Annotated in this window: 8 protein-coding genes; 7 read left to right on the top strand and 1 reads right to left on the bottom strand. The window is 71.0% G+C overall.

Translation table 11 applies throughout. The features are described from left to right. The first annotated feature begins 60 nt into the window (after positions 1-60). From LJ657_RS45155 to LJ657_RS45135, 5 genes are all read left to right on the top strand, one after another. Positions 61-1,839 (top strand): ABC transporter transmembrane domain-containing protein, encoded by a 1,779-nt coding sequence (locus tag LJ657_RS45155; protein ID WP_232655547.1) that lies wholly within the window; start codon positions 61-63, stop codon positions 1,837-1,839. Beyond that, positions 1,836-3,590, top strand: coding sequence for an ABC transporter ATP-binding protein (locus LJ657_RS45150; protein WP_232655546.1), 1,755 nt, complete (start codon positions 1,836-1,838; stop codon positions 3,588-3,590). The genes LJ657_RS45155 and LJ657_RS45150 overlap by 4 nt, the downstream gene beginning before the upstream one ends. Before the next feature lie 241 nt (positions 3,591-3,831). Continuing rightward, the gene (locus tag LJ657_RS45145; RefSeq protein ID WP_232655545.1) at positions 3,832-5,847 is read left to right on the top strand and encodes a M4 family metallopeptidase; all 2,016 of its coding nucleotides are present in this window, start codon (positions 3,832-3,834) and stop codon (positions 5,845-5,847) included. A gap of 234 nt (positions 5,848-6,081) precedes the next feature. Next, on the top strand, positions 6,082-7,746 hold the full coding sequence (locus LJ657_RS45140) for a M4 family metallopeptidase (protein WP_232655544.1): 1,665 nt from the start codon (positions 6,082-6,084) through the stop codon (positions 7,744-7,746). Positions 7,747-7,815: 69 nt separating this feature from the next. Then, the gene (locus LJ657_RS45135) at positions 7,816-8,334 is read left to right on the top strand and encodes a DUF1990 domain-containing protein (protein WP_232655543.1); all 519 of its coding nucleotides are present in this window, start codon (positions 7,816-7,818) and stop codon (positions 8,332-8,334) included. 155 nt (positions 8,335-8,489) lie between these two features. On the opposite strand, the gene LJ657_RS45130 is transcribed toward LJ657_RS45135, so the two are convergent. Next, positions 8,490-11,108, bottom strand: coding sequence for a glycosyltransferase family 1 protein (locus LJ657_RS45130; protein WP_232655542.1), 2,619 nt, complete (start codon positions 11,106-11,108; stop codon positions 8,490-8,492). A 261-nt stretch (positions 11,109-11,369) separates the two neighbouring features. On the opposite strand from LJ657_RS45130, the gene LJ657_RS45125 reads away from it, so the two are divergent. Both LJ657_RS45125 and LJ657_RS45120 read left to right on the top strand, forming a co-directional pair. After that, on the top strand, positions 11,370-12,572 hold the full coding sequence (locus LJ657_RS45125; protein ID WP_232655541.1) for a S8 family peptidase: 1,203 nt from the start codon (positions 11,370-11,372) through the stop codon (positions 12,570-12,572). Between the two features lie 216 nt (positions 12,573-12,788). Next, the coding region (locus LJ657_RS45120) for a maltotransferase domain-containing protein (protein WP_232655540.1) at positions 12,789-13,493 on the top strand (705 nt) is incomplete at its 3' end.

Here is a 13,493-nt window from a genome sequence, read left to right as displayed (position 1 = left end):
TCGTCAGGGATCGTCAGGGATCGTCAGGGATCGGCGGGGATCGGCAGGGATCGGGGGAGCATGATCGACGCGTACGAGGATCCGGGCGAGCCCGACTGCCGCGGGGGCGCCCGCTATCTGCTGTGGCTGGTGCGGCGCCAGCCCGGCCGGTCGCTCGCCGGGGCGGTGCTGGGCAGCGTGTGGATGGTGCTGCTGGCGGCGACGCCGTATCTCCTCTCCCGGGCGATCGACGACGGGCTGGAGCCCGGTGACTATCCGGCGCTGGCGGGCTGGACCGCGGCGCTCTTCGTCGTCGGGGCGTTCAACGCCTGGCTGAGCATCATGCGGCACCGCACGATGACCCGGGTGCGGATGGACGCCAACTTCCGCACGGTCAAGGTGATCGTCGGCCAGGCGGTCCGGCTGGGCGCCGCCCTGCCGCGCCGGGTGGGGGCCGGGGAGGTCGTCACCATCGGGGTCGCCGACGTACAGACGATCAGCCAGTCGCTGACGGTGGTCGGGCCCGGCGTCGGGGCGGTGGTCGCCTACGTCGTGGTCGCGGCCGTTCTGCTCTCGGTCTCGCCTCTGATCGCCGCGGTCGTGCTGCTCGGCATCCCCCTGATCGTCGTCCTCGTCGGGCCGCTGCTGACCCGTCTGCAAGGCGCGGAGACCGAGTACCGCAACCGGCAGGGCGTGCTCACCGCCCGGATCTCCGACCTGGCGGGCGGGCTGCGCGTGCTCAACGGCCTCGGCGGCAAAGGCCTGTTCGCGGAAGCCTTCCGTCGCGACTCGCAGCGGCTGCGTCGCCAGGGCTACCGGGTCGGGGCGGTCACCAGCTGGGTCCAGGCGCTGGGCATCGGACTGCCGACCCTGTTCCTGGCCGTGGTCACCTGGCTGGCGGCCCGGCTCGCCGCCCAAGGGTCCATCACCATCGGCGAGTTGGTGTCGGTGTACGGCTATGTGGCGGTGCTGGTGGGCCCGGTGGCGTTCTGGGTGGAGTGCGGCTACCAGATCAGCCGCGGCCTGGTCTCGGCCCGCCGGGTCGTACGCTTCCTGCAACTGGAGCCACTGGCCGACACCGGCACCCGCGACGCCCCCGCGGAGCCGGCGGCACTGCACGACCCCGAGTCGGGGGTGAGGATCCGGCCCGGGCGGCTGACGGCACTGACGTGCGCCCGCCCGGCGGACGCGGCGGCTGTTGTCGACCGCCTCGGGAGGTACCTGCCCTCGGCGGCCACCTGGGGAGACCTACGGCTCGACGAGATCGCGCTGCCACAGGTCAGGCAGCACATCCTGGTCGCCGACCACGAGGCGGACCTGTTCGCGGGCGTACTGCGCGACGTACTGGGCGGCTCGGCACCGCCGTCAACGAGCGCGGGGAACTGCACGACCAGCCACGACGGACCCGCGGACGCCACACGACATGCCGAGGCAGACGATGACGCGCACCTGGCCAAAGCCATCCACGCAGCCGTCGCAGACGACATCGTCCAGGGCCTGCCCGAAGGCCTGGCCTCAGCAATGGACCCCCAGGCCCGCAACCTCTCCGGCGGCCAGAGACAACGCGTCCGCCTGGCAAGGGCGCTCGCGGCCGAACCGGAGGTGCTACTCGCCGTAGAGCCGACCTCAGCCCTGGACGCGCACACCGAGGCCCGGGTGGCCCAGCGACTGCGGGCCGCACGGGAGGGCCGTACAACGGTGGTCACGACCACCTCCCCGCTCGTCCTGGACCACGCGGACACCGTGTACTACCTGGTCGACGGCAAAGTGGCGGCCACCGGAGGCCACCGCGAACTACTGGACACCGAGCCGGGCTACCGCGCCCTGGTGGCGCGAGACTCCGAGGAGACGGTCCGATGACGGCGAGTTCGGGCCACCTCCCCGTCGCGGCACGCGCCGACGTTCGGCGGGCCGTGGTGCGGCTCGTAAGGGCCGACGGTCGCGCCTTCGTCACCGTGCTCGCGCTCAACGCCCTGGCCGCCGGGGCCGGACTCGCGGGGCCCTGGCTGGTCGGCCGGATCATCGACGAGGTGCGGGCCGGACACGGCGTCGGCGCCGTCGACCGGCTGGCGCTGTGGATCCTGCTCTGTTCGCTGGCCCAGCTGGTACTCGCCCGCTGGGCCCGGTATGTGGGGCACCGGTTCGGGGAGCGGACGCTCGCCCGCGTGCGCGAGGAGTTCGTCGACCGGGCGCTCGCGCTGCCCGCGGCGGTCGTGGAGCGGGCCGGCACCGGCGATCTGACCGCGCGCGGGACGGCCGACGTGGCCACGGTCGGTACGACGCTGCGCGACGTCGGGCCCGAGCTGCTCATCAACACCGTGCAGGCGCTGTTCCTGCTCGGCGCGGTGTTCTGGCTGAACCCGCTGCTCGGCGGGTGCGGGCTGCTCGGCCTGGTCGGCATCTGGGGTGCGCTGCGCTGGTATCTGCGCCGGGCCCGCGACGGCTACCTCGCCGAGGGCGCCGCCACCTCCGACGTCGCCGAGATCCTCGCGGCGACCGCGTCGGGCGCCCGCACGGTCGAGGCGCTGCGGCTGGAGCGGCGGCGGGTCGCGGCGAGCCGGGACGCGCTGGAGACATCCCGGCGCACCCGGCTGTACACGCTGTTCCTGCGCACCGTGTTCTTCCCGGCGGTGGAGGTCTCCTACCTCGTGCCGGTGTCGACGGTCCTGCTGGTCGGCGGCGTGCTGCACGGGCGCGGCACGCTGAGCCTCGGCGCGGTGGTGACGGCGGCCCTGTATCTGCAGCGGCTGAGCGGACCTCTCGACGAGATCCTGATGCGGGTGGAGCAACTGCAGAACAGCAGCGCCTCCTTCGCCCGCGTGGAGGGCCTGGCCCGGGCGCCGCGCGCGCAGCAGACCGATGCACCCACCCCGGCGGACGACCGCTTCGACGTGGCCGGGGTGCGGTATGCCTACGACCGCGGCGGCGAGGTGCTGCACGGCGTCGACCTGACCGTACGACCCGGCGAGCGGCTGGCGGTGGTGGGCCCCTCAGGCGCCGGGAAGACCACGCTGAGCAGGCTGCTGGCGGGCGTCGACGCGCCCACCGAGGGCACGGTGACCGTCGGCGGGGTGCCCGTCGTCGGCCTCGGCCCCGAACAGCTGCGCCGCCAGGTCGTGCTGGTCACCCAGGAGCACCATGTGTTCCTCGGCTCGGTCCGCCACAACCTGCTGATCGCCGAACCGGGCGCCACGGACGAGGAGTTGTGGGCGGCGCTGACGGCGGTGGGTGCCGACGACTGGGTGCGCGAACTGCCGGACGGTCTGGACACCCCGCTCGGTGACGGCGGTTGCCGCACCGACGGCTCACAGGCCCAGCAACTCGCCCTGGCCCGCGTGGTCCTGGCCGACCCGCACACCCTGATCCTCGACGAGGCCACCGCCCTGCTCGACCCGGCCACCGCCCGCCACACCGAGCGCGCCCTGGCCGCCGTACTCGAAGGCCGCACGGTCATCGCCATCGCGCACCGTCTGCACACCGCCCACGACGCGGACCGGGTGGCCGTGATGGAGGACGGCCGGCTCACCGAACTGGGCACGCACGAAGAACTCGTGGCGGCGGAGGGGGCGTACGCGGCGCTCTGGCACACCTGGCACGGCGAGCCGTCGTAGGCACGCTTTCCGCTCACGATCCACCATCCGGTTCGCATACCGAACATGAACAACCGGACAACGAACCATTTCCGGCCAACTTTGTGACGCGCTCCTGACAGGGCCGGAATCTCCTGCCACCCTTCCCACAGCTTCAACACAGCAACCCCACATGCTCCACCCCAGTTCTGCCCGGACGGTCGACCCACCGTCCGGATCTTCCCTGGCCGCGCGACCAGCGGCCACGCAGAAGGAGTCAGTGTTGAGAAGCAGTTCCTCTCGCAGACGCACCTCCCACATCGTCGCCGTCGCCGGCGTCACCGCACTGCTCGCCGCGGCCGTCCAGGCGGGCGCCGCGTCCGCCGCCCCGGCCACGTCCGCGATCAAGGCGCACGCGGCCGTCAAGCTCTCCCCCTCCCAGCGCGCCGAGCTGATACGCGACGCCGACGGCGCCCGTGCACAGACCGCCAAGGACATAGGCCTGGGCGCGAAGGAGAAGCTCGTCGTCCGTGACGTCGTCAAGGACGCCGACGGCACCCTGCACACCCGCTACGAGCGCACCTACGACGGCCTTCCGGTCCTCGGCGGGGACCTGGTCGTCGACACCGCCAAGTCGGGCGCCACCAAGGACGTCATCAAGGCGACGAACGCCGCCATCAAGGTCTCCGACGTCACCCCGGACATCACCAAGGCGTCCGCCGAGCAGCAGGCCGTGAAGCGCGCGAAGGCCCTCGGCTCCACCAAGTCGGCCGCCGACGGCGCCCGCAAGGTGATCTGGGCGGCGAGCGGCAAGCCGGTCCTGGCGTACGAGACGGTCGTCGGCGGCTTCCAGGACGACGGCACGCCGAACCAGCTGCACGTCATCACGGACGCCACCACCGGCAAGAAGCTCTTCGAGTACCAGGGCATCGAGAACGCGACCGGCACCGGCAACACGCAGTACAGCGGCTCGGTCTCGCTGACGACGACCCAGTCGGGCTCGAACTACAACCTGACCGACGGCGACCGCGGCGGACACAAGACGTACAACCTGAACCACGGCACGTCCGGCACCGGCACGCTGTTCTCGCAGACCAGCAACACGTGGGGCAACGGCACCACGTCGAACGCGGCGACCGCGGGCGCGGACGCCCACTACGGCGCCGCGGAGACCTGGGACTACTACAAGAACACCTTCGGCCGCAGCGGCATCAAGAACAACGGCGTCGGCGCCTACTCGCGCGTCCACTACGGCAACTCGTACGTGAACGCGTTCTGGGACGACGGCTGCTTCTGCATGACGTACGGCGACGGCTCCGGCAACGCGGACCCGCTGACCTCGCTGGACGTGGCGGGCCACGAGATGACCCACGGCGTCACCGCCAACACCGCGGGCCTCAACTACAGCGACGAGTCCGGCGGCCTCAACGAGGCGACCTCCGACATCCTCGGTGGCGTCGGCGTCGAGTTCTACGCCAACAACTCGTCCGACCCGGGTGACTACCTCATCGGCGAGAAGATCAACATCAACGGCGACGGCACCCCGCTGCGCTACATGGACAAGCCCAGCAAGGACGGCGGCTCCGCCGACTCCTGGTACTCGGGCGTGGGCAACCTCGACGTGCACTACTCCTCGGGCGTCGCCAACCACTTCTTCTACCTGCTGAGCGAGGGCAGCGGCGCCAAGGTCATCAACGGCGTCAGCTACAACTCGCCCACCTCGGACGGCCTTCCGGTCACCGGCATCGGCCGGGACAAGGCCCTGCAGATCTGGTACCGGGCGCTGAGCACCAAGTGGACGTCCACCACCAACTACGCGGGCGCACGCACCGGCACGCTCGCGGCCGCCGGTGAGCTGTACGGCACCACGTCCACCGAGTACAAGGCCGTGCAGGACGCGTGGGCGGCCGTGGCGGTCGGCTCGCGCTCCGGCGGCGGCGGAGGGACCGGGACGTCGTACGAGAACACCACCCCGCTGTCGATCCCGGACAACGGGCCGGCCGTCTCCTCGTCGATCACCGTCTCCGGCAGGAGCGGAAACGCGCCAAGCAACCTCCAGGTGAGCGTCGACATCACGCACACCTGGCGGGGCGACCTGGTGATCGATCTGCTCGGCCCGTCGGGCACCGCGTACCGCCTGAAGAACTTCAGCTCCTCGGACTCGGCGGACAACGTCCAGGCGACCTACACGGTCAACGCCTCGTCCGAGACGGCCAACGGCACCTGGAAGTTGAGGGTCCAGGACCAGGCCGCGCAGGACGTCGGCACGCTCAACAGCTGGAAGGTGACGTTCCCGTAGACCGCGGGCAGCGGAACCGGAAACAGGCGCCGTCCCGGGTCACGATCCCGGGGCGGCGCCCGTTTACATTCCTGAAACGTTAACCGGACAGTCGACTTTCAGCCAACATCACTTGAGGGTCATGACATGTACGCGCCTTGATGTCACTCTTCTCCACAACCGCCGCACAACTTCACAACAACGTCGGCCGGGCGCCCCACGCCGTGCCGGACTCCCCCACCACAAGGAGCTTGTGTGACCCCCCTCTACGCGCGTCACAAGCGCTCGACTCTGGCCATCGCAACCGCCGTTGCCGCCGGAGCCCTGCTCACCACCGGTCTGACCACCGGTTCGGCCGCCGCCCAGACCACGGCGGACTCCACGGCCACGGCCCGCACGGCCGGCTCCCCTGCCGCGCTGTCGGCCGCGACCCGCGTCTCCCTCATCCAGAAGGCGCAGGCCGACGTCGCCGACACGGCGCAGCAGATAGGCCTCGGCACCAAGGAGAATCTGGTCGTCAAGGACGTCGTCAAGGACGCCGACGGCACGGTCCACACCCGCTACGAGCGCACCTACGCGGGCCTGCCCGTCCTCGGCGGCGACCTGGTCGTCGCGACGAAGGCCGGCAAGACCGAGAGCGTCGTCAAGGCGACGAAGGCGGCCATCAAGGTGGCCTCGCTCAAGCCGCAGATCACCACCGCCAAGGCCGAGAAGCAGGCGCTGACCGCCGCCAAGGCGGCGGGCTCCGCCAAGACCTCCGCGGACAAGGCCCGCAAGGTCATCTGGGCCGGCTCCGGCAAGCCCGTCCTCGCCATCGAGACCGTCGTCGGCGGCCTCCAGGACGACGGCACCCCGAACGCGCTGCACGTCATCACCGACGCGGCCACCGGCAAGAAGCTCTACGAGTACCAGGCCATCGAGAACGCGACCGGCACCGGCAAGACGCTGTACTCGGGCACGGTCAGCCTCACCACCACGCTGTCGGGCTCGACGTACTCGCTGACCGACGCCTCGCGCGGCGGTCACAAGACGTACAACCTGAAGCACAGCAGCAGCTCCGGCACCGGCACCCTGTTCACCAACACCACGAACACGTGGGGCACCGGCGCCGCCTCCAGCTCCAGCACCGACGTGACCGCGGCCGCCGACGCGGCCTACGGCGCGCAGGAGACCTGGGACTTCTACAAGTCCACCTTCGGCCGCAGCGGCATCAAGGACGACGGTGTCGGCGCCTACTCGCGCGTCCACTACGGCAGCTCGTACGTGAACGCGTTCTGGGACGACAGCTGCTTCTGCATGACCTACGGCGACGGCGACAGCAACACGCACCCGCTGACCTCGCTGGACGTGGCCGGCCACGAGATGAGCCACGGCGTCACCGCCAACACCGCGGGCCTGGACTACAGCGGTGAGTCCGGCGGCCTGAACGAGGCGACCTCGGACATCTTCGGCACCGGCGTGGAGTTCTTCGCGAACAACTCGACCGACAAGGGCGACTACCTCATCGGCGAGAAGATCGACATCAACGGCGACGGCACTCCGCTGCGCTACATGGACAAGCCCAGCAAGGACGGCGGCTCGGCGGACTCCTGGTCCTCCTCCGTCGGCAACCTGGACGTCCACTACTCGTCCGGCGTCGCGAACCACTTCTTCTACCTGCTGTCCGAGGGCAGCGGCGCGAAGACGATCAACGGCGTCAGCTACAACTCGCCGACGTCCAACGGCTCCACGGTCACCGGCATCGGACGGGACAAGGCGCTGCAGATCTGGTACAAGGCGCTGACCGAGCAGTTCACCTCGACCACCGACTACAAGGCGGCCCGCGCGGGCACGCTGGCGGCGGCGGCGAGCCTGTACGGATCCAGCAGCACCGAGTACAAGACGGTCGCCGCGGCCTGGGCCGCGGTCAACGTGAGCTGACCCGAGGGGGGTTGGCGGGCGGCACCCGGGAGGAAGGCATTCCCGGGTGCCGCCCTACTCTTGTGTCCCATGCGCCTGGAGGACTTCACCTACGACGACGTCGGCGGCACCCGCCGCCGCGGTTTCTGCCCGCCGGGCTTCCGCCCCCTGGATGTGCGCACGCGCATCGGCGAGGGGGAACCCTGCTTCCGCCGAGCGGCCGAGGCGGTCCTCACCTGGGAGATGCACCGGGAACTGGGCTTGGGCATCGACGCGAGCGCGGACCGCGCCGCACCGGAGGTCGACGTCACCGTCACCCTCGCCGGGGTGATCAAGGCGCCGTGCCGCATCATCTACACGGTCGAGGAGCCCCGCCGCGCGGGCTGGGCGTACGGCACGCTGACCGGCCACCCGGAGTGCGGCGAGGAACTCTTCGTCGTGGAACGCACGGGCGACGGCACGGTGTGGCTGACGGTGGCCGCGTTCAGCAAGCCCGCGAAGTGGTACGCCCGGGCGGGCGGGCCGGCCACACGGGGCCTGCAGAGCGCTTACGCGCGGCGGTGCGGGAAGGTTCTCCGGGAGTTGTGCGCGCCGCTCTCCGAGGCGTGAGCGGGGTTCGGGCGCCGTTGACCGGGGGCTCCCGCCCCCAGGCCCCCGCTGTCGGCCTGGACGGCCTCGTCCTCAAACGCCGGACGGGCTGAGGGTGCCCGCCCGGCCTGAGAGTGCCCGCCAGGGCTGAGAGTGCCCGCCAGGGATGGATTTGCTCACCGCATCAGCACCCCGGCCCCCTCTCCCGTCCCCTCCGAAGGCACCGCCACCAGCCCCAGTTCCACTCCTGACGCCAGGAGTCGGTGCGCCGGCAGTATGCGGACCGTGTAGCCGTAGGGGCCGGTGCGGTCGAGGGAGAGGGGGCCCTCGTAGACCCACCTGCCCTCGGTGTCGGGGCCGCCCGCCGGTTTGAGCGCGACGGTCGTCGCGTCCGCGATGCGGTCCTCGGGGTCGACGCGGCCGGAGACGGCCTGGACCTCCACGTCGTCGGGGCCGAGCTCGCCGAGGCCCACGCGCACCCGTAGTCCGAACGTGCTGCCGAGTTCCGCGGTGGCCGTGGCGGCGGACGTCTCCACATGGTCGACGGTGACGCCGTGCCAGGCGGCCCGCACCCGTGCCTTCCAGGCGGCGAGTTCGCGCGCGGAACCGGGGTCCATGGCACGGTGGGCGTGGGCGGCCGGTGCGTAGAGGCGCTCGACGTACTCGCGGACCATGCGGCCGGCCAGCACCTTCGGGCCGAGCAGGGTCAGGGTCTGGCGGACCATCTCGATCCACCGGTCGGGCAGACCGTGCTGCCCCCGCTCGTAGAAGCGCGGGGCCACGCGCTGTTCCAGCAGGTCGTAGAGCGCGTCGGCCTCTATGGCGTCGCGGTGGTCGGGGTCGGTGCCGGCGCCGTCGGCCGTGGGGATCGCCCAGCCGAAGTCCGGCTGGAACCACTCGTCCCACCAGCCGTCCAGGACGGAGAGGTTGAGACAGCCGTTCAGCGCCGCCTTCATGCCGGAGGTGCCGCAGGCCTCCAGGGGGCGGAGGGGGTTGTTGAGCCAGATGTCGCAGCCGGGGTAGAGCTTCTGCGCCATCGCCATGCCGTAGTCGGGGAGGAAGACGATGCGGTGGCGGACCCGCGGGTCGTCGGCGAACCGGACCAGTTCCTGGACCAGGCGCTTTCCGCCGTCGTCCGCCGGGTGCGCCTTGCCCGCGACCACGATCTGGATCGGGCGCTCCGGGTGCAGGAGCAGGTCCATGAGGCGGTCGCGGTCGCGCAGCATCAGGGTCAGGCGCTTGTACGACGGGACTCGGCGGGCGAAGCCGATGGTGAGGACGTCCGGGTCGAGGACGCCGTCGATCCACCCCAACTCGGCCGTCCCCGCCCCGCGTTGACGCCAGGAGGCGCGCAGCCGCACCCGCACCTCGTCCACCAGCTGCTCGCGCAGGTTCCGCCTGAGCTCCCAGATGTCCTGGTCGGGGATGTCCCCCACCGCGTCCCAGCGGTCCGAGCCGCCGACGGTCAGCGCGTCCTCGGTGCGCTGGGCGCCGATCTGCCGGGCGCCGAGCCGGAACACCTCGGGGGCGACCCAGGTAGGCGCGTGCACCCCGTTGGTCACGGAGGTGATCGGCACCTCCTCGGGGTCGAATCCCGGCCACAGCCCGGAGAACATCTCGCGGCTGACCTGACCGTGCAGGAGGGAGACGCCGTTGGCGCGCTGGCCCAGGCGCAGGCCCATCACGGCCATGTTGAAGAGGTTCGGTTCACCGCCGGGGTAGGTCTCCATGCCGAGTCGCAGGATGCGTTCGACGTCGATGCCCGGGAGTTCGGTGTCGGGGCCGAAGTGGTGGGCGACCAGCTCGCGGTCGAACCGGTCGATGCCGGCCGGGACCGGGGTGTGGGTGGTGAAGACGGTCCCGGCCCGGACCGCTTCGAGGGCGGAGTCGAAGTCGAGACCGTCCTCGCAGAGTTCGGCGATCCGCTCCAGGCCCAGGAAGCCGGCATGGCCCTCGTTGGTGTGGAAGACCTCGGGCCCGGGGTGGCCGGTCAGCCGGCAGTACGTCCGGACGGCCCGCACTCCCCCTATGCCGAGGAGCATCTCCTGCAGCAGACGGTGCTCGCTGCCGCCGCCGTAGAGCCGGTCGGTCACCCCGCGCTCGCCGAAGTTGTTGTCCTCGACGTCCGAGTCGAGCATCAGCAGCGGGACCCGGCCGACCTGGGCCAGCCAGATACGGGCGTGCAGCTGCCGGCCGCCGGGGAGGGCCAGGGAGACCTGGGCCGGGGTGCCGTCGGGTTCCTCCAGAAGGGCCACGGGCAGCTCGTTGGGGTCCAGGACGGGGTAGTGCTCCTGCTGCCAGCCGTCCCGGGACAGCGACTGGCGGAAGTAGCCGTGCCGGTAGAGGAGGCCCACGCCGACCAGGGGTACGCCGAGGTCGCTGGCCGCCTTCAGATGGTCGCCCGCCAGGATGCCGAGGCCGCCGGAGTACTGGGGCAGGGCGGCAGTGATGCCGAACTCGGGCGAGAAGTAGGCGACGGCGGCCGGGAGTTCACCGGAGTGGGTCTGGTACCAGCGGTCGCCGGTCATGTAGTCGTCCAGGTCGCCCGTCACCTCCGCCAGCCGGCGCAGGAAACGGTGGTCCCCGGCCAGCTCCGCGAGCCGCGCCGGCGACACGCTGCCCAGGAGCCGTACGGGATCGCCGTCCGAGGCGGCCCAGCGCTCGGGGTCGACGGACTGGAACAGGTCGCGGGTCTCCGCATGCCAGGACCAGCGCAGATTGCGGGCCAGATCGCTGAGCGGCCGCAGGGGTTCGGGGAGAACGGGTCGGACGGTGAATCGACGGATCGCCTTCACTTTCCACCTCGACGCGTGTCGCTGTGCGGACGCACAACGCTGTGCGCCTCGTCGTCAACCTCGACGGTATCCGTGCGGAGGGCTCCGCAACCACGGCATGCCCAAGAGCACGCCACAGTCGTACGCCGTCCGGAAAACGCCGCAACCTCCACGCATCCGTCATGGCCGACATGGCCGATTCCACCCCCGTAGGCCCTCTTGTGGGTCTTCTACACCGCACGAGAGGCTGCCAAGTGGAGTCAATGGAGGGGGATTCGGACCATGGCACGGACGCGAACACGGCGTCTGCGCTGGACAGGGGCTCTGACCGCGGTGGCCTGTGCCGCCGCGCTCTCGGCCGTCACCCTGCCCGCGCACGCCGCACCGGAGGGTCAGATACTCGGCGCAGGTGAGCCCGGCTCCGTCAGCGGAAGTTACCTGGTGACACTCAAGGGGGGAACGAAGGCTCCGTCGGCGAGCGGAAAGGGCATCGCCGAGAAGTACGGGGCGAAAATAAGCCACACCTACGGCTCGGTCCTCAACGGCTATGCCATCACGGCCGACGAGAGACAGGCCAGGCTGCTCGCGGCCGACTCCCAGGTCGCCTCGGTCGTCCAGGACACGCGCGTGTCCCTCGACCACACGCAGAAGAACCCGCCGTCCTGGGGCCTGGACCGGATCGACCAGCCGGGCCTGCCGCTGGACAAGGGCTACACCTGGCCCAGGGCCGCGGGCGCCGGGGTCACCGCATACGTGATCGACACCGGTATCCGCATCACGCACAAGGACTTCGGCGGCCGGGCGAGCTACGGCTGGGACTTCGTCGGAAACGACAAGGCCGCAGCTGACGGCAACGGGCACGGCACACATGTCGCCGGCACCATCGCCGGCACGAAGTACGGCGTGGCCAAGCAGGCCAAGGTCGTCGCCGTCCGCGTCCTCGACAACACCGGCGCCGGTACGACGTCGCAGGTCATCGCGGGCATCGACTGGGTGACCAAGCACGCGAGGAAACCGGCGGTCGCCAACCTCAGCCTGGGCGGTTCCTACAACGCCCAGCTGGACGCCGCCGTACGCAACTCCATCGCGTCGGGCGTCACCTACGCGGTTGCCGCCGGGAACGACGGCCTGCCGGCCGCCCTCTACTCCCCGGCGGACGTGCAGGAGGCCCTCACGGTCGGCGCGACCGACAGGACGGACGCACGGGCGAACTTCTCCAACTTCGGCTCGGCCGTGGACCTGTTCGCCCCCGGGGTGTCGATCACCTCGGACTCCTATGCGAGCGACACCGGGAAGGCGACCTTCTCCGGTACGTCGATGGCGACCCCGCATGTCACGGGCACGGCCGCGCTGTATCTGGCCGGCCACCCGAAGGCCACGCCGGCCCAGGTCTCCAGGGCACTCGTGAAGCTGGCGGTGTCCGGGAAGGTCTCCGGCCGGGGCCTCGGCTCACCGGACGAACTTCTGCAGGTGCCGTCTTCTTAGCGGCACAGTCCCCGGACCGGTCCCGTTCGTTCACGAACGGGACCGGTCTTGTGTGTAGACATACGCGTGAGTAGTTAACAAAGTGCCGGATTGCGTACCCGAATAGGGTGGGAAGGCTCCTCCGGTACACCACACAGGCAGTTCACGGGAACCACTCGCAGGACCCACCTCCCCACAGCCATCCGCCCACCCACGTTGACGCGGACAGGAGCGGTCATGCCCGCCACGCACCACTCGTCAGCACCCCCGACGACCAGTACCGAAGCGCCACCCGTGCGCCCCGCCGACGCCGGTCCGCCGGCCGCGGCGACACCACCCGTGGGCGACGCCGCGGGCATCGGGCGCATACCAGTCCTCGATGTCCGCCCGGTGGTCCAGCACGGGCGAAGGCCGGCCAAGGCCGTGGCCGGCGAGTCGTTCGAGATCTCGGCCACCGTGTTCCGCGAGGGCCATGACGCGGTCGCCGCCAACGTCGTCCTGACCGACCCGGAGGGCCGTCCCGGTCCATGGACGCCCATGCGGGAACTGGCCCCGGGCACCGACCGCTGGGGCGCCACGGTCACCGCCGGCGACCCCGGCCGCTGGACCTACACGGTGGAGGCATGGGGCGACCCGATCACCACCTGGCGCCACCACGCCCAGATCAAGATCCCGGCGGGGATGGACACGGACCTGGTCCTGGAGGAGGGCGCGCGACTGTACGAGCGCGCGGCCGACGACAGCCCCGATGGCCGACGCGACGTGCTCCTCTCCGCCGTCGACGCCCTGCGCGACGAAACCCGCCCGGCCGCCTCGCGCCTGGCGGCGGCGTTGACGCCGGAGGTGGACGAGGTGCTGGCCCGGCATCCGCTGCGGGAGTTCGTCACCGCCTCACAGACCCTGCCCCTGCTGGTGGAACGCGAACGCGCCCTGTACGGCGCC

Origin of the sequence: Streptomyces guryensis, assembly GCF_021261325.1 — a bacterium.
GTDB classification, from domain to species: Bacteria; Actinomycetota; Actinomycetes; order Streptomycetales; family Streptomycetaceae; genus Streptomyces; species Streptomyces guryensis.
Note: the sequence above shows the minus strand (reverse complement) of the source record. Positions and strands in the feature narration are given on the sequence as shown.